This window comes from Candidatus Allofournierella excrementigallinarum, assembly GCF_944388085.1.
Classification (GTDB): domain Bacteria; phylum Bacillota; class Clostridia; order Oscillospirales; family Ruminococcaceae; genus Allofournierella_A; species Allofournierella_A excrementigallinarum.
The window spans coordinates 1-16976 of record NZ_CALXHK010000045.1; the positions used below are offsets into that span (position 1 = coordinate 1).

11 protein-coding genes, 1 other RNA gene and 1 pseudogene are annotated in these 16976 nt (G+C 61.9%); 5 read left to right on the plus strand and 8 right to left on the minus strand.

The window, feature by feature from the left end; all coding sequences use genetic code 11:
• Nucleotides 1-614: pseudogene (locus ACH2AT_RS08640) on the minus strand (hypothetical protein); the annotation flags it as partial.
• A gap of 150 nt (nt 615-764) precedes the next feature.
• On the opposite strand from ACH2AT_RS08640, the gene ACH2AT_RS08645 reads away from it, so the two are divergent.
• The 3 genes from ACH2AT_RS08645 to tnpA all read left to right on the plus strand — a co-directional run bounded on the left by ACH2AT_RS08645 (nt 765) and on the right by tnpA (nt 3360).
• Nucleotides 765-1451, plus strand: coding sequence for a response regulator transcription factor (locus tag ACH2AT_RS08645; RefSeq protein ID WP_394965247.1), 687 nt, complete (start codon nt 765-767; stop codon nt 1449-1451).
• Nucleotides 1448-2707, plus strand: a complete 1260-nt coding sequence (locus tag ACH2AT_RS08650) for a sensor histidine kinase (RefSeq protein ID WP_394965249.1) — start codon at nt 1448-1450, stop codon at nt 2705-2707. Before ACH2AT_RS08645 ends, ACH2AT_RS08650 begins: the two co-directional genes overlap by 4 nt.
• A 197-nt stretch (nt 2708-2904) precedes the next feature.
• Nucleotides 2905-3360, plus strand: a complete 456-nt coding sequence (gene tnpA / locus ACH2AT_RS08655; RefSeq protein WP_394965263.1) for an IS200/IS605 family transposase — start codon at nt 2905-2907, stop codon at nt 3358-3360.
• Between the two features lie 110 nt (nt 3361-3470).
• Here the strand turns inward: tnpA and ACH2AT_RS08660 are convergent, their stop codons facing one another.
• Complete coding sequence (locus ACH2AT_RS08660) at nt 3471-5573, minus strand: hypothetical protein (RefSeq protein ID WP_394965250.1); 2103 nt, start codon at nt 5571-5573, stop codon at nt 3471-3473.
• A gap of 137 nt (nt 5574-5710) precedes the next feature.
• Here ACH2AT_RS08660 and ACH2AT_RS08665 point away from each other — a divergent pair, with 137 nt between their 5' ends.
• Nucleotides 5711-6391: a response regulator transcription factor gene (locus ACH2AT_RS08665; RefSeq protein ID WP_394965252.1), complete on the plus strand. Its 681-nt coding sequence runs from the start codon at nt 5711-5713 to the stop codon at nt 6389-6391.
• Nucleotides 6385-7668 carry a sensor histidine kinase gene (locus tag ACH2AT_RS08670; RefSeq protein WP_394965254.1) on the plus strand — a complete coding sequence of 428 codons (1284 nt, stop codon included), beginning with the start codon at nt 6385-6387 and terminating at the stop codon, nt 7666-7668. Before ACH2AT_RS08665 ends, ACH2AT_RS08670 begins: the two co-directional genes overlap by 7 nt.
• A 69-nt stretch (nt 7669-7737) precedes the next feature.
• Here the strand turns inward: ACH2AT_RS08670 and nrdJ are convergent, their stop codons facing one another.
• The 6 genes from nrdJ to ACH2AT_RS08700 all read right to left on the minus strand — a co-directional run bounded on the left by nrdJ (nt 7738) and on the right by ACH2AT_RS08700 (nt 16791).
• The gene (gene nrdJ, locus ACH2AT_RS08675; protein WP_394965256.1) at nt 7738-10083 is read right to left on the minus strand and encodes a ribonucleoside-triphosphate reductase, adenosylcobalamin-dependent; all 2346 of its coding nucleotides are present in this window, start codon (nt 10081-10083) and stop codon (nt 7738-7740) included.
• Nucleotides 10084-10550: 467 nt separating this feature from the next.
• Nucleotides 10551-11603, minus strand: coding sequence for a restriction endonuclease subunit S (locus ACH2AT_RS08680; protein WP_394965258.1), 1053 nt, complete (start codon nt 11601-11603; stop codon nt 10551-10553).
• A complete protein-coding gene (locus ACH2AT_RS08685) occupies nt 11590-13392 on the minus strand; it encodes a class I SAM-dependent DNA methyltransferase (RefSeq protein WP_394965259.1) in 1803 nt (600 codons plus the stop codon). Before ACH2AT_RS08685 ends, ACH2AT_RS08680 begins: the two co-directional genes overlap by 14 nt.
• Nucleotides 13392-13652: a hypothetical protein gene (locus ACH2AT_RS08690; RefSeq protein WP_394965265.1), complete on the minus strand. Its 261-nt coding sequence runs from the start codon at nt 13650-13652 to the stop codon at nt 13392-13394. The genes ACH2AT_RS08685 and ACH2AT_RS08690 overlap by 1 nt, the downstream gene beginning before the upstream one ends.
• A 392-nt stretch (nt 13653-14044) precedes the next feature.
• Nucleotides 14045-14393, minus strand: a transfer-messenger RNA (tmRNA) gene (gene ssrA / locus ACH2AT_RS08695).
• Between the two features lie 103 nt (nt 14394-14496).
• Nucleotides 14497-16791 (minus strand): EAL domain-containing protein, encoded by a 2295-nt coding sequence (locus ACH2AT_RS08700; RefSeq protein WP_394965261.1) that lies wholly within the window; start codon nt 16789-16791, stop codon nt 14497-14499.
• Nucleotides 16792-16976 lie beyond the last annotated feature (185 nt).

A 16976-nucleotide genomic window follows, 5' to 3' on the forward strand; every position in this document is an offset into this window, starting at 1 on the left:
GCGCTCATCGCGCTCATCATGCCGTTTTCATCCACCAGCGCCGAGGGCGCGTCCTCGGCGGCGGGGACCAGGATGCGCCCCAGCAGCAAAGCCTCGCCGCCGCCCAGCGGCTGCAGGTCGGAGACGTCCAGGATGCTTTCGGGCAGTTCGAGCCGCCGCAGGGCGCTGCTGCCCGCGTCCTGCACCCACCAGGTCTGGTCGTAACCGCTGCCGGCCACGGCCACGGCGGTGATGAAACAGCCGCCATCCGGCAGAAGGCGGGTGGTTCCCAGGTAGTCGGCCCCGGTCTGCTGCATCCAGTCGGTGGGCTGCTCCTGCCAGGTGGCGCCGTTGTCGCTGCTGGTCCAGAGGGTGGCGGTGTTGTCGCCCCGTTTTTCCAGCAAACGAAGGGAGCCGTCCTCCAAAAGCACCGGCTTTTCATAGCCCCGGGCGTTTTCGCCGGGGGTGACCTCCTCCTGCCGCCAGCGGCCGGTGCCCGCGGCGGAGCCGCCGCCCCCGGAGGGGGACGAGCCGGAGCCGGAGGCCGCCGTTTTGCCGCAGCCGAAAAGGCCGGCGGCCATCGCCGCCGCCAGCGCAAAAGCCGCGGCGCGTTTTGCAATGGTGCGTTTTTTCATCTTGTTCTTCTTCCTTTCCACCCGAATGCGGGGTATAGCCTCAGTATAGCGGCGCCGGCTTGAAAAAACCTTGAAGGCAAACGAGCCCCTTTCAAGACTTCTTCAAGAAAAGGGGTGTATAATAAAAGAACGAACAAAGGAGGGGCGAGGATGCGCATTTTGCTGATCGAGGACGACGAGGCCCTGCGCGCGGTGCTTGTTCCCGTGCTGGAAAAGGCGGGGTTTGGATGCGACGAAGCCGCCGACGGGGCCAGCGGCCTTGCGCTGCTTTTGCAAAACCCCTATGACGCGGCGGTGGTGGACCGGATGCTGCCCGCCCTTTCCGGGCTGGAACTGGTGCGCGCCGCCCGCAGGAAGGGCTGCGCCGTGCCGGTGCTGATGCTCACGGCGCTGGGCCGGGTGGAGGACCGGGTGGAGGGCCTGGGCGCCGGGGCGGACGACTACCTTGTGAAGCCCTTCGACAACCGGGAGCTCATCGCCCGGCTTCAGGCGCTGGGCCGCCGCCCGGCCCGCACGCTGGAGAGCGCCCTTCTGCGCTTTTGCGACGTGAGCCTGGACGCGGCGGCGCTGACCCTGACCGGGCCCGCGGGCACGGCCCGCCTTTCCAGAAACGAGAACGCCCTGCTGGAGGCCCTTCTGCGCCGGGCGGGCCAGCTGGTGAGCCGCGAGGTGCTGTTCTGCGCCGTGTGGGGCGCGGAGGACTTTGTGGAGGAGGGCAACCTGGACAGCTACATCCACTTTGTGCGCCGCCGCCTCTCCACCGTGGGCAGCCGGGCGGTCATCCGCACCGTGCGGGGCATGGGCTACTGCCTGGAAGCGGGAGGTGACGCGCCATGATGCGGTCCCTCCGGCTGCGGCTGACGGGGCTGTATGCCCTGCTGTCGGCGCTGGTGCTGGCCGCGGCCCTTGTGGCGGGCGCGCTTTTGGAGGCCCGGGACCTGCGCCGGGCCTGCGACGAGAGCCTTCTGGACGCTGCCGCCGCGGTGGCGGCCCGCCTTGCCGGGTCTGCCGCTTTGGCGGACGGCTGGCTGGCCGAACAGGAGCAGGCGTATGAGTACCTTTACTATCTGGAAGACAACGGCGTGCCGCTGGAGCACACCCAGAAAAACGGCTCGGCGGCGCTGCTCACCGATGAGGCGCTGGCCCGCTGCGCCGCATTGGGCGCGGGCCAGAGCGCCGTGTTCGATTTTAAAGCCGCGGACGGCGAGGTCTGGCGATGCGCCGCGCTGGCGCTTGCCCCGGCAAACCTGCGCCACAGCCCCCGGCTGCTGCTGGCGCTGCGCAGTACATCGCCCTTGAACGCCCAGCTGGCGGAGGTGGGGGCCAAATACGCCCTTCTGTGGGCGGGCGGCACGGCGCTGCTGGCCGCGGCGGGCGCGCTGCTGGCCCACATCGCCTTAAAGCCCACCGCCGCCGCCCTGCGCCAGCAGAACGAGTTCGTCGCCGCCGCAAGCCATGAGCTGCGCGCCCCGCTCGCCGTTATCAAGAGCAGTTTGCAGGCCGCCGCCTCAGAGCCTGACCGCCGGGACAAGCTGCTGGGCATCGCGGGCGCGGAGGTGGCGCGCTTGCAGCGCCTCACCGAAGAACTGCTGTTTTTGGCCGGGCAGGACGCTCACATCCTGCGCCTTTGCCCCGAAGAATTGGAGCCGGACACCTTTCTTCTGGAGGTGTGGGAGGCCTGGCGCGCCCCCCTGCGCCAGAGCGGCCACGAGCTGGCGCTGGACCTGCCAGACGAGCCCTTCTCCCCCATCCGGGCGGACAAGGCCCGGCTGGAGCAGCTTTTCACCATCCTTTTGCACAACGCCATGGAATACACGCCGCCGGGCACAGCCGTCGAGCTGGGGGCCGAACGCCGGGGCGCGGGGGTGCTTTTTTCGGTGCGGGACCACGGCCCCGGCGTGCCGGAAAAGGACCGCCAGCGCATCTTCCGCCGTTTTGCCCGGGGTGAGGAAAGCCGCGCCGGCAAGGAGCATTTCGGCCTGGGGCTTTCCATCGCCCGGCAGATCGCCGCCCTTCACGGCGGCCGCCTCTGGGTGGAGGACGCCCCCGGCGGCGGGGCCGCCTTCTGCCTGGAACTGCCCGCCGGGGGATGAACCGCCGCTTGCATAGCCCCGCCGGGTTTTCACCGGCGGGGCCTTTTTGTATCCCAAAACCACACGTTAGACGTGTGGTTCGGTAAGAATTAAATAGTTGCCCAGAAAAAGGGGAATAAAAAACTCCTTGTGGTAGGATAAAGGAGCGGTCTGCCAACTGCCCCAAAAGAACCACAAGGAGGTCATTCAAAATGAGCTTGAACGACATAAACAGTTTATCGCATACGAAATGGATTTGCAAATACCATATAGTCTTTGCGCCAAAGTACCGTCGGAAGATGTTCTATAAAGAAAAGAGGGCGGCAATAGGAAAAATATTGCGGCAGCTGTGTGAATGGAAAGGCGTAAAGATAGTGGAGGCGGAAGTGTGCCCAGATCACATTCATATGCTGGTAGAGATACCGCCAAAGATTTCAGTGTCGAGTTTCATGGGCTACCTGAAAGGGAAGAGCAGCACAATGCTGTATGAGCAATTCGGCGAACTGAAGTACAAATACCGAAACCGGGAATTCTGGTGCAAAGGGTACTACGTAGATACGGTGGGAAAGAACGAGAGCCGAATTGCGGAGTACATAAAGAACCAGCTGAAACAGGATGAAATGGGCGAACAACTCACGATGAGTCAGGTCGGCCCGTTCACGGGCAGCAAGTAACAATCTCACGCAACTGGCAGACCGTATTACGCGTTCTACGCGTGGCGAAGAACATAGGGCTATGCCCGCATATGAAAAACCACCGGCTTGGCCGGTGGATGTTTATTTCGTCAGCCCTGCTCCGCCAGCCAGAGGGCAGATTCCTGCCGGGCAGTCTCCACCGCCTCGTCCAGGCCGGCCCCGTCAAAATACTGCTGGGCCCCCGCGCCCGCCGCGCTGCGCAGCACGGTGGAGGGCACGTTCGGCTCCATGCCTTCCAGCACGGCCACGATGTCGGTGTTTGTGGTTGTGCCGTACTGGGCAAAGCCCTCCTCCCATTGGCCGAACACGGCGCTTTTCAGCACCGGCACGCCGTCGTAGGTGTTCTGCCGCTGCACTTCCTCGCTCAGGAGGGTCTGGATGAACTGCACCGCGCCCTCGGGGTTCTGGGCGCTGACGTTCACCGCCGCCGCGCAGACAGGTTGGATGCTGGTGACGCCGGAGGCGGCGGCCAGGGCTTTCACCTCACCGGCGCCCACCCCGCCGGCGCGGGAGGCATAGTAGAAATCGCCGCCCAGTCCGTTCAGGGAATAGACCGGCGAACAGAAGGCACGGCCGATGCAGTTGGCAAAGTTGCCCTGGGTGCTGTTCTGGGGGTGGTAATAGGTGCCGTCGGGCCGGTCGAAGGGAGCGGTGTTGGGAAGGGTGGCGCCGCCGCCCGCCCGGATCTTGCCCAGCAGTTCATAAAAAGCGCGGCAGGCGTCCTCATTCAGCTGCCCGCCCTGCCAGATATCCCCCGCGTAGAGGGGATAGAAGGTGTCGAACAGCTGCACGGTGTTGTAGTAGGCCAGCAGCGGCATGGCCTCGTTGCGTCCGTCGTCATAGATGTTCGGCTCGGCGGCAAGCAGTCCCGCCAAAGTCTCGGCGTCCGTGATGGTGGAAAGGGTGGCTTCGTCCGCACCCGCCAGCAGCGGGAAAGCCCGGGCGGGCAGGGCAAACAGGCCCTCTTCCGTCTGCCACACGCCGGTCATGTTTTCCAGCATTCCGCTGGTGTCCACCTTGCCGGAAAGGTCCATCAGCAGGCCCTTTTCGATGAAGCTGTCCACCGGCATATCGTCCAGGATGAGCACGTCCGGCCCCGCGCCCGCCAGCAGCTGGGTGTTCAGCTGGGTCAGCGCGTCCTCGCGGCTGCCGGTGACGGTGGTGTGGCCGTCCTCCGAGCCTTCTTCCAACGCCCAGGTATAGGCAGCCGTGCCGCCGGTGGCCTTCTGCCAGGCATTCACTGCCGCTTCCACTGTGTCGGACCGATACAGGCTGAACACCGTCAGCTCACCACCGGCAGACACGGTCAGCTCCGAGTCCCAGCGGTAGCGCAGCAGGCGGCTGTTGCCGCTGGCCATGTTGCCGTCGCTCATCTGGAAGTAGAGGGTCTCCTCCGGCCCCACCACCGCCGACTGCACGAACAGGCCGGGGTCGGAGATGGAGAAGCGGCCGCCGTCCAGCGCCAGCTCGGCGGTGGTGCCCCCCAGGGTGTAGTGCCAGACCTTGTTCTGGTCGTCCAGCAGGTAATAGCCGTTGGCACTGCCGCAGAGGAAACGGCTGCCCATCTCCAGTTCAGCCAGTTCCATCTGCACCGGCGCGCCGGTCAGGTCGCAGGCGGCCAGCTCCATGGAGGTGCTGGTCGTAAGCAGGGTGTCGCCGCAGACGGCCACCGCCACGATGCTCGGGTCAAAGGCCAGGGCCGCTTCGCCGGCGGGCAGGGTGTCCACTTTTTGGGTCGTGCCGTTCTCCACAGCGAAAAGGGTAGTCTCGGAGGTTTTTTCGGCGTCCTCGGTGATGACGGTCACCGACCAGTAGAGTTTGCCCTCCTGGGTGAGGTAGGCTGTGGGATAAGCGATGCCATCCCCCACCTGGGCGGCCAGCTGCTCAAAGCCGCTGCCGCCCTGCTCCTGCCATTCCCCCTCCGGCCCCATGACGTACCAGTGGGCCGTCTGCTCGGAAAGGGGCGTGGCGGGGTTTTCCACCGTGAAGGCGTTCAGAACACCATCCACCACGAAAAGTCCCACGTTATAGTTGTGGTCGGGGGAAACGTCCTCCTCCACATAGCCGCCGGTGGGCGCGGCGGTGGGTATATCGGATGTGCCGGAATTTTCTCCATCCGAACAGCCCGCCAGCAATGCGGCGGCAAACAGGGCCGCAAGGGCCCCGGAAACGATCCTGCAAAGTTTTTTCATGCCAGTTCCTCCTTTGGTGTTTGCCGCTATTGTAGCAGGGAACTCTCTAAGCCGCCTCTAAGGTTTTTTAGAGATTGTTTAGAGCTTCGGCGTGGTAGTATAATTGTATCACTCTCGAGGAAAGGCCGGGTGGCTTTGTGAGAATTTTACTGATTGAAGACGAAAAAGACCTGCGGGAAGCCCTTCGGGATACCCTTGCCGCCAGTGGCTATACGGTGGAATGCTGCGCAAACGGCCCGGACGGGCTGGACGCCCTCTGTTCCGGCGGCTGCGATCTGGCGCTGCTGGACCGGATGCTGCCGGGAATGGACGGACTGACCGTGCTGCGCCAGGCACGGCGCGCCGGTGTGCGCACGCCGGTGCTGATGCTCACCGCCCTGGACGCGGTGGGTGACCGGGTGGCAGGCCTGGATGCCGGAGCGGACGACTATCTGGCCAAGCCCTTTGCCGCCGAGGAGCTGTTGGCCCGGGTGCGGGCACTGAGCCGCCGCCCCGCCGAGTGGGAGGGCGGCGCCGCCCTGCGCCGGGGTGATGTGGAGCTGCGGGTGCAGGACCGGCTGCTCACCGGGCCCGCGGGGGCCCACACCCTCTCGGGGCGGGAGTGCGCCCTGCTGGAGCTTTTTCTCCGCAACCCCGGCGTCACCCTGCCCCGGGAGCGCATTCTGCTGAACGTTTGGGGGCCGGACAGCGAGGTGGAAAGCGGCAACATCGACAACTACATTCATCTGGTGCGCCGCCGCCTGCGGCTGGTGGGCAGCCGGATGGAGCTGGTCACCCGGCGGGGCGCGGGCTACCGCCTGGAGGCAGACCCATGCTGAAACGGCTGCGGGCGCGCATCACCCTGCTGGCGGCGCTGCTCACCGGGGCGGTGCTCACCGGGGCGCTGCTGTTCGCCTTCGGCGTGGCCTGCCGCCAGTACACGGACAGCCGCCGTTCCGCCTTTGAGACTGCGGTGACCCAGCTGCAATACCAGTGGGACCGCTACGGCCAGCTGGACGGCGACTGGCTGGCGCGGCTGGAGGCTCAGAACGGCATGAAGGTGCTGCTGACCGAAAACGGGGATCCCCTGCTCCACAGCCTGCGCCTGGGCGAAGAGGAGCGCGCCCTGCTGGAGGCGGCAAAGCGGGCCGCCGAAGAGCAGCAGGGACTTTTGGCCGACGCGCCGCCCCTGGCGGGCAGCCAGAGCGCCAGCTTCACTTTTTCGGCTCAGGGCAGCAGCTGGCGGGGCGAAGTGCGGCTGGACGGCGGTGCCGGCAGCCGGTGGACGGGTCTTGTGGCGGTGCAGGACCTTGGCCCCGAGCGGGCCTGGGCCCTGCGGATGGCAGCCCTGTTCGCGCTGGTGGCCGCCGCCGGGTGGACCGGCCTTGGGCTGGCGGGCTGGTTCATCGCGGGCCGGGCGGTGCGCCCGGTGGCCCGGGCCATGGACCAGCAGCAGCAGTTTTTGAGCGCCGCCGGCCACGAACTGCGCACCCCGCTGGCGGTGATACGGGCCAATGCCGGGGCCGCCGCCCGCCAGCCGGATCAGACACAGCGATACCTCGCGGTCATCGACGGCGAGGCCCGGCGGATGGGCGCGCTGGTGGACGAACTGCTGCTGCTCAGCGCCGGGGCCAGCGCCCGCGCCCGGCTGCGCCGGGAGAGCATCGCGCCCGACACCTTTCTGCTGGACTTTGCCGAAGGCATGGAGCCGCTGGCGAAAAAGCGGCAGCGGCGGCTGGCCGTGCGCCTGCCCGAAAAGGCCCTGCCGCCGGTGGAGGCCGACGGCTACCGTCTGCGCCAGCTTCTGACCATCCTGGTGGACAACGCCCTGCGCTTTGCCCCGGAGGGCGGCGAGATAGAACTGCGTCTTTTGGAAAAGGGCGGGCGGGTGCGCTTTTGGGTGACCGACCACGGCCCCGGCGTGGAGGACAGAGACAAAAGACGGATTTTTGAACGTTTTTACCGGGGCGGGGCCGCCGGCGAGGACCCCCGCCACCACGGGCTGGGCCTTGCGGTGGCTGCCGAGCTGGCGGCCCTTCACGGCGGCCGCCTCTGGGTGGAGGACGCGCCGGGGGGCGGGGCCGCCTTCTGCCTGGAGCTGCCCGCCGGGGGATGAACTTTTATAAAAGAAGAGAGCCGCCTGCCCCTCTTTCGCGGGGCAGGCGGCTTTTGGGATGCAGATAGGTCAGCGGATGGGGCACACGCCGTTCACGCAGTCGGAGGCGCCGATGTCCAGTTCGCTCTCCTCGTGCTCGTAGCGGCAGAGCAGCGCAGGGTTGAAGGGGCGCATCTCGGCCTTGCGGCGTTCGTATTCCGCTTTGTCGATCTCCTCGTAGGGCATCAGTTCATAGAAGCTGTCGTCGTAGCTCAGGAAGGAAAGGGCCACCACATCGTCCCAGTGATCCCAGACCCACTGTTCCACGTCGTCCCACTCGTTGTCGCGCACATGCACGGTGATGGAGCAGTTGTGGTCCACATAGTGTTCCATGAACATCTTGTAGTTTTCCAGCTGCTCAATGGCGGTCACGTCGCCCTTCACCCGCCCCGCGGGGGCCTTCACCGGGAACTCCAGCACCTTGGTGGTGGGGTCTTCCGGGTCCTGGCCCACCTCCGGCAGCACCGGGTAGCCCAGCTCCTCGCAGACGCGGCACAAGGGGTCGGTGGCGGTGATGCGCACGCGGCGGATGTAGTAAGGCGAATGGGAGTAGTGCACACCGCTGGACACGGTGGGCAGCAGGGACAGGGTGCCCTCCGGCTTCAGGGTGGTCACCAGCAGCGGGCGGCCACCGCCCAGCTGGGCCGCCATCTCGTCCGCGGCTTTGCGGGCCTCGGCGCGCAGGGCGTCCAGCAGTTCGATTTGCTGGGCACGGTCCATGCCGGTGACGTTGACCATGTCCTGCCAGCCGGTGAGGGAGCAGCCCAGCAGCCGGTCGCGCTTTTGCACCCGGTCCCAGCGGAACATCTCCAGCTCGCGGCAGGTCATGCGGTAGCCCGCCCGGGCGGAGAGGCGCTGGGCCTCCAGCAGGCCGGCCTTGTCCAGCGCGCCGTCCTCGCCCACAAAGGCCATCACGTTCACGGTGGTCAGGTTGCAAAGGCCGTTGGAATCCAGCAAGATCTCGCCGCAGGGGTTGCAGCCGCAGAAGTTGGGGCGGCGCTTGAGGCCCGCCTCCTCGTTGATCCAGCCCGGCTCGCCGGAATAGCGCATCTGCTGGATGTGCCAGTGCAGCTTTTCCCGGGTGGGTTTTTCGCGGTAGAAGATGGAATTGTTGCTCATCTGCCGGTGGGCGATGGACTTGTCGATCTCCCAGTGGCCGTTCACCTGGCGGTAGAGGTTGGACTTGGCCTGGATGCAGGTCTCGTCGTCCGCGTCCACCAGGCCGATCTCCGAGGTGCGGCGCACGCCGCCGGAAACCACGTTCTCGCCGATGATGTTGGCGATGTCCAGAAGGTCGATGGGCCGCAGCCGCGTGCGCACAGCGCCGCTGCGGGCGCCGGCGGCGGCGACCACCTTGTGTATTTTGTCCAGCATGGTCATCATGGAGCCGGAGCCGCTGGCGGTGCCGCCGAAGGTCTTGAGCCGCTCTCCCTTCGGGCGGATGGAATCATAGTTCACCACCAGGGTGGTCACGCCCTCGTACTCCCGGTTGGTGATGAGCTCGAAGTAGCGGGTCAGCGCCTGGGCCCAGCCTTCCTTGGAATCGCCGATGGCGAGGGTGGCGGTGTCCCGCAGGAAGGTGAGGTTGGTGTATTCCAGCCGCTCGCCCGCCGGCACCGGGTCATAGGACTTGTGCAGGATTTTCAGGTCGGTGCGCACCGGCGGCAGCTGGTCCGCGTCGGATCTGAGCACCCGCACCCCCACGCCGCTGCCCACCATCAGCAGATAGAACAGATCGTGGTAGGCCGCAAAGTCGTTGATGACGGTGAAGGCGCAGTTGTAGTTGGCCATGGGATACTTTTCCGCCACCGGCGTGCCGCCCACCCACAGGGTGCGGCCGGACAAAAACTGCCGCAGATGATAGATGTTATCATAGAGCTTTTCCGCCTCTTCCCGGGGCGTGGGGGCCAGCGAGGCATTGTATTCCACCGCGCGGCGCACCGTCTCCCACCAGAACTCCCGGCGGCCCTGCTGGGGCAGATAGCGGGAGTAGGTGCGGGTGTAGACGAAGGCGCCCAGCTGCTCCATGGGGTTCGGGGCGTGCTTGTAGGGGCTGAGGAATTCCCTGGTCAGGATGCCCTCTTTCCACTCGCCGCTGGTGCGCTCCTTCTCCTTCTGCACCCGGTAGAGGATGTAGGTCTTGGCGGTGCGGTAGAGCTGCTTTTCAAACAGGGTCTCCTCCACCGCGTCCTGGATGCGCTCGATGTCCACGATGTCCTGGCCGGCGGCGGCCAGCTTCCCTTCCACCGCGGCGGTGACGTCGTCCACCCGCTGGGGCTCATGCTCCCCGGCGGCGGCCGCCGCCAGCGTGACGGCGCGGCGTATGAATTCAGCGTCAAAGGGCACGACTTTGCCGCTGCGCTTGCGTACGTTCATTTTTGGTCCCTCCCAACGTTGTTTGCAGGATACACTATATATAGTAGTTCCTGCAAGAAAAAAAGTCAATATATTGTTTCTTTTTCCGCAAAGAGGCCGGCGTCTGCGGATGAGGGGCCGCTTTTTTGCCCTTCAGTGCCCAGTATAGCAGAGGAGGCGTCCCATAGGATAGGGCCCGTGCTGGGCGTTGTAGGCGTTCCAGCAGATGCTGTTGGAGGTCACGAAAATCCGACCCCATGTCCTCATCATGTAGAAGACCGACCGTCTGGGGCGCGACAAGTACGTGCTTGCGATGGCGAGGTCGTTGTCGTTCAGCTCGAACTTCTTTTGGTGTGCCAAGCTCTTACCCCCTCCCGTAGTTTCTGCTTATAAGTATTCGTTGTTTTCTCCTTTGGTTGGTTAATTGCACAAATACGCATTTAATTATAAAGCCCGCCGCCCTGATGGAGCGGCGGACTAATCTGTACTTAACCGATAGCCTGCATAGCAGACAAATCAGACTTTGCGCTTTCCGTTACCGTCCGCATGTACTCATCCATGTACGCCCAATCAGGCTCACCGGACGCGTCGGCGGGAAGTTTGATTGTATCAGCAATCATATCTTCCTGCTTCCACTTATCGACATAGTTGTATCGGGCACTAACCGACTTAATCAATGGAGCGACAAACAGCGCCATCTCTTTGGTCATATCAAATCTCGGATACAGCACGTTAACATCATCGGAAGCAAGAAAGGGCTGGTCTTGGTAGAACGTTTCACCAACGCTGCCGTTATAGCATACGGTAATCGTATTAGCCGGGTGCATATTCTCGGTATTGCCAACCATTGCGGTGCAACCGTTATTCATGGCCGATGAACCAATAAAACGAGTATTGCCGGGGGTCATATGCGCTTTCGTCAAGCGTGTTCCTTTGACAACTGTAAACAGTTCGCCAATGATAAATTCTCGCCACTCGGATACATCCAATGCTTGCTTTTCGCCATCTGCTTGCCTCAGACTCTCAAGAATTGCTTCGGATTCTGCCATGACCCCCGACATGTACTTATCCATGTACGCCCAATCAGGCTCGCCAGACGCGTCAGCGGGAAGATCAATGACCATCGACCGGTATTTCTCAATGCCAGGCTTCTCCTTGTAATCGAATTGGGCGACATGCTTCTTGACAACGGCCGCCATAAAAAAACCGTTATGAAATGTCAAGTGCGGCGACCTGGCAGTAATCACCTGACTTGCTCCAAATTCATACGGCTGATAAGAGCACGCGTTCAGGGTCACTCCTAGCACGAGGGTATTTCCCTGCACTGGTGGTTCATCGTGCTCGATAAGCCACTGCCTATCCACAAACCGACTTACCATGTTGCTGTAACGAGACTGCACAACGTAGGGAACATATGGAATGTCACCGTCCGGCTCTACAGTCGGTATCATTTGCTGGGATTTCGCTTGCTTGACTCCATTTAACTCGAACAGGTCGCCAAAGCAAAACGGCTTCCACCCGCTCGTATCAATCCTCGCCATCACCGCCACCGCCTTTCTGCATGGTCACGGTCACGGACTCGTCATCGGCACTCACGCGGCTCGAGTACATCGCCGTGTCCAGCAGCTTCTCGCCGAACGCCTTCGCGTCGATGCCCTGCTGGAACATCAAATAATCCATCGCCGTCTTGCGGAAGTCCTCCTCGAAAATCTCGAACGGCTTCTGCGGCATCTGATAGGACAGATGCTCGGCAGGATTTACCCACTGGCACGTATCGTCGCCGGACTGCTTCTCGACCACATCGACCCAGTACGCCTCGATAGCTGCCCACTTGCCGTAGACATCGTGGCGTCCCTTGTTCTTGACTGTCGCAAGACCGTCGGACTCCATGTAGCACGCAAAGAACTCCTTGCCGTCCTGCCCAACGCCGGACTCGAACACGAAGATGCTCGTAGTCACACCCACGCCGAAGAACAGGTCTTCCGGCAGCTTGATAACCTTGCGCAAACGATGGTTCTTCAGAATCCGCTTCATCTGCGTCTTTGATGCTTTCTCCAGTTTTTTGTCCGGCAGAATAAACGCGCACTGGGTATGCGCAGGAACGCTGTTCAGCACGTTCTCGACGATGGTCACGCAACCGTATTTGTTCTCATACGGCGGGTTCATCAGCACCTTCGTAATGGGCTTGGAATGCATCCACTCGCAAGCCACATCCGTGCGGGCGTCCATCTGCTCCAGGTTCGTCTTGCCATCCTTGTGGATGAGCATGTTCGCGCACGCCAGAGCGTAAATCTCGCGGTCAAACTCGATGCCGTACAACTGCTTGGACTTAATCTCGCCAGCCTTCTTCGTATCCATGCCGCCGGCCTCGCGAATCATGTTCGCCATGGCCTTTACCAGAAAACCGCCGGAACCGCACGTGGCGTCCAAGATGCAGTCATCCATGTTCACTTCAAGGATCTTGTACATGAAGTCAGTAATGTGCTCGGGCGTGAATATTTGCCCCGACTCGGACTTCTTTTTGTAACGGTTGAACTCGTTGAAGAAGATGCCCATCACGTCCTCGCCGCGCCATTCGTTGGAGTTGACGCACTCGGAAATCTCGACCACCCAGTCGATGAAGTCGTTGATTGCCTTCTGGTTGTCGGTCGTGTTCATCTTGATGTCGGAATACTCCTCCAGCAGGATGTCGATTTTCGTGTTCTGCTTGCGGCTGTCTTCCAGCGACTTGGAGAGCGTCGAGTGAATCGCGGTGTGGAACGTCGCATAGCCCAGATTCTTCAGGCGATTCAACCCCGCGCCGTACCGCTCGGCAACCAACGCGCACGCCGTAAAAATCATGCGGTGATACAAATTCTTGATACCGAACTCAAAATGCAGGCAGTTGTTAATGCGTGCTGTCAGCTGGTAGATGCGCTCCTTGTCGATGCTATCAACGGTATAGAGCGACAGGTAATAGCCGACATGTTGCAACTTGTCGGGCGTCTTGACCTCTTCCTCGCCCTTGAACACGCGCACGTCCTCGCCGTTGTACAAAACGCCGACGACCTTCTCGTACTGCGTCTGCATAATGCGGACGTTCTTCATCACTTCGTCAACCTGTGCCTTGCCCAAAGCGATGCGCGTCGCCTTCGTCTCCAGAACAAGCGCAACTTCCGCCTTGTTGTTGGGCAAATACCATCCATCCGGCTTGTCGGCAATACCCGGGAACCCGAGCTGGTTGAACGTCGTGAGCTGGCCAACGCCCGCACGCGCCGTATCGCTATCTGCAAGTCCAAGAATGTCACGTGCCAAATCGCGCACGGCATCCTCCGTCATACTCTTTGCCACTACTTATCCACCTCCTGCATGTGCTCCGCGACCCACTCGTGGATAATCGCGGCAATTGTCGTCTCGCGCTCCGCCGCCATCATCTTCAGCGCCTTCTTGTCGCTCACCGTGAGCGACAGCGAGAGCGTGGTGCGCTTCTCGTCCTCGGCGGGTGCAGCGTCCGCCGAAACCGTTGTCTGCTTCGCAGCCGCCGGTTCAGAAACCGTCTGCTCAATCTTTTTCTGCTCGGCCTCGCGGCCGGCAGCATACTTCCCGAACATGTTCGCCACAGCTCGACCTCCTTTAATCATTTACGCATTTGTACAATTATATACCTTATGTTTCGATTTGTCTATATGGAACACAGCTCTATGAAGCCGCGGGGCGCCTTGAAGCGGTCCCACCTGTTCATCGCGCAGGCGGTCTTCGCCCGCCCGCGCTTGAACACCGCCTTGGGCATGCGCATCAGCGGCTCAATGTCCCTCGATGTGGTGCGGGCGGGGATGGCCGCCACGTCCGCTGCTTGTTTATGCAGTTGGCAGACCGCACTCCCATTATAGCAAAGGGAGTTTTTGTCTTCATTATTAACCGCAGTCTTTTTTCGAACCACTCGCCTATCGAGTGGTTTTCGGGATACAAAAAGAAAGTCCAGCCTGACGGCTGGACTTTCTGGTGGTGGACCCGACGGGAATCGAACCCGTGTCCGAAAAGCGGTCCGCGAGAGTATCTCCGGGTGCAGTTTGTCTACAACTTTCCCGCAGCGGCAGGCCGGCAAACAGGCCGCCGCATTGGTAGCTTCATGAGGTCATGGCCGCCCGCAAAGCTTGAGGCGGCTCACGTTCGGCGTCTAAATGATGCCCTGGCCCCACACGACGCTTGAGTGGGCAGGACAGCTGCCTTAATTAGGCAGCGACAGCTAATTTGTTGTTGTTAGCTATTTTTTTGGAGGCGTTTATAGTGTGGCCCCCATCCACTACCCGCTGCTCGCACTTCACACTCCCCGTCGAAACCTTTACGGGCCCATGTGGTAACTATTATAATACCCTTTTTCCCGCCGTTATGCAAGTGGCAGAGCAAAGATGTCACCAAACCTTCATCGAAGCGTCTGCTGCCGGGCGCGGCGGCTCATGGTGCAGCCTCCTGCGGGGCGTCTTCCGGCACGCCCCAATAGCGGGCGGTAAATTCTTCCACCGTGATGGGGCGGCTGTAGTAGTAACCCTGGCCGAAATCGCAGTCCAGCGACCGGATAAGGGCTTCGTTCTCCTGGGTCTCCACGCCTTCCACCACCACCGATATCCCCAATTGTTTGGCCATCTGCACCACCTGCTCCATGATGACCCTGGAGCGTGGGTCGTTTTTGTCCGCCGCCTCCTTAAGGAAGCCCCGGTCCAGCTTGAGTTCGTCGATCTGCAGGCTGCTCAGAGTGTTCAGCGACGAGTATCCGCTGCCGAAATCATCCATGGAGATGCGGAACCCGATGCCTTGCAGCTGGCTGATGCGGGCGTTCAGTTCCCCGGCGTTTTCCAGCGCCAGGCCCTCCAGGATCTCCAGTGTGATCCAGGAGGCGGGGATCTGGTAGCGTTCGGTCAGGCGTTCCAGCTTCTGGATATAGTCCGCCTCAAAAAACAGCAGCTTTGACTGGTTCACCGACAAGGGCGGCGGCTGGATGCCCTGGTCCAGCCAGGCGCGCAGCTGCTTACAGGCGCACTCCACCATATACAGGTCCAGCGAGACGCTGAATCCGTTCTGTTCAAACAGCGGGATGAACTGGTCGGGATAGAGTATCCTGCCGGTCCCGGTGGTCCAGCGCACCAGCGCCTCGGCGCCGCCCAGCCTGCCGCTGGTCAAATCTATCTTGGGCTGCAGGTACATGCGGAACTCACCGCTTTGCAGCGCCTGATGCATGTGGCTTTCCACATAGTTTGCCACTTCTTCTTTTTTATGCAGTTCCGTGTCGTAGGTCCACACCGTGTTGCTGCTCGCACCCTTGGCCCGTTCCAGCGCGAACATCGCATGGGTGAGCACATCGTCCACTTTCCCGGACGCGGCGCACTGCGGCGCCGCCACCATTCCGGCATAAAGCAGGATATGGTAGTCGCTGTTCGCGTCATGCAGGGCGGCGGCGCAAGCCTCATCCATGATATTCCGCAGCCGGGCGGCGGCCTGCGCCGGGTCGGCGTTCAGCAGCACGGCATAGAACAGGTCGGCGCTGTCGCGGCAGCAGAATTCCCCCTCCTCCAACCGGGCCTGCAGCTGCCGGTGGATGTGGCAGAGAAGCTTGTCGGCCCGCTCGCGGCCAAATATCTCGTTGATGAACTTGAACTGACGGACATCCAGCGCCGCCAAATTCACATCGCGCCGCTGACTCAGCGCTTCTTGCAGCTTCAACGTGAAGCCGCGCAGATTGTCACCGCCGGTGAGGGCGTCGTGGAAGGCCAGCTCGCGAAGTTCCCGGTCGTTCCGGCGTGTCAGGCGATAGCCATACACCAGCAGTGTGACCATCATCAGCAGCAGCACCGCGAAGGTGGCCGTAATGACCGTTACGATCCGGTAAAGCTCGCCTGCTTCCTGCACCCGGCTGACACAGAGCATATACCAATCCTTGATGCCCACCGGTTCCAAAAGCACCTGATAGCTGCGGCCTTCATAACGGAAAGAGGAATAGACGCTCTCGCCGGCGGCCATGGCTGTGCGGATGTCTTCCGCCTTCTGCCCCCCATTAAAATAAGGCTCTTCATAGATGGAAGCGGCCGATTCCTCCACGACGGAGTTCTGGGAATGGATCAGCAGCTCGCCCCGGGAGTTGAGCAAGTGGATATGGCCGTTGCCTGAAAGCACGGTGTTGCCGCTTAGAATGTCCGAGAATATCTCCACCTGGTCGCTGGCGATCAACGCGCCCATCGTGACGCCGTTCCGGCTCACCGGAATGGCGTAAATGAAGACCTTTTCCTGCGTCAGTTCGCTTTGCACCAAATCGGACAGCGCCATCTCCCCTTGCCAGGCCTGGGCCACGACTTCCTGCACCTCCGGCTGCAGTTCCGTCAGCTCCACTCCGCCGCGCACCGGCTGGCCCAAAACAGCCAGAACGCCCGGCCCGTTCAGCGGGAAATAGGCCATGGACACAAAATCGTTCCGAAGGTTGGCCTCGTTCAGGATCTCGTCAAAGTTTTCGGCCTCATCCACGTTGCTGAACTCGAGAAAGCTCGACATGGTGGTCAATATCTGATAGTCCGAACTCATCTGCTTTTCCAGCCGGTTTTTGTACTCATCGGTCTCCGCGCGCATCTGCTCATTGGTAACTTCTACCACAGAGCGCGCCAAAAACGCCGCCACCCCCGCCTCCGCGGCAAGCAGCAGCACCCCTGCGGCCACGATGAGCACCGCCGCGCGGTGAAGCCTTTCCCTCAGACGTTTTTCCACCTCTTTGCACGGCTCCTTTCCCACTGACAAGACAGCGCTTCTGAATTTATCATAGCACACCCGGCGGCCGGCTGCAAAAGAAAAAGCACCAATCTTTCGATTGGTGCTTTGTGGTGGAGATGAGGGGGATCGAACCCCTTACCTCTTGAATGCCATTCAAGCGCTCTCCCAAGTGAGCTACACCC

Excerpts from the sequence above, each read along its gene's own strand:
- ACH2AT_RS08660 (WP_394965250.1), bottom strand. The coding sequence starts at position 5,573 with ATGAAAAAACTTTGCAGGATCGTTTCCGGGGCCCTTGCGGCCCTGTTT.
- nrdJ (WP_394965256.1), bottom strand. The coding sequence starts at position 10,083 with ATGAACGTACGCAAGCGCAGCGGCAAAGTCGTGCCCTTTGACGCTGAA.
- ACH2AT_RS08670 (WP_394965254.1), top strand. The coding sequence starts at position 6,385 with ATGCTGAAACGGCTGCGGGCGCGCATCACCCTGCTGGCGGCGCTGCTC.
- ACH2AT_RS08650 (WP_394965249.1), top strand. The coding sequence starts at position 1,448 with ATGATGCGGTCCCTCCGGCTGCGGCTGACGGGGCTGTATGCCCTGCTG.
- ACH2AT_RS08690 (WP_394965265.1), bottom strand. The coding sequence starts at position 13,652 with ATGTTCGGGAAGTATGCTGCCGGCCGCGAGGCCGAGCAGAAAAAGATT.
- ACH2AT_RS08645 (WP_394965247.1), top strand. The coding sequence starts at position 765 with ATGCGCATTTTGCTGATCGAGGACGACGAGGCCCTGCGCGCGGTGCTT.
- ACH2AT_RS08680 (WP_394965258.1), bottom strand. The coding sequence starts at position 11,603 with ATGGCGAGGATTGATACGAGCGGGTGGAAGCCGTTTTGCTTTGGCGAC.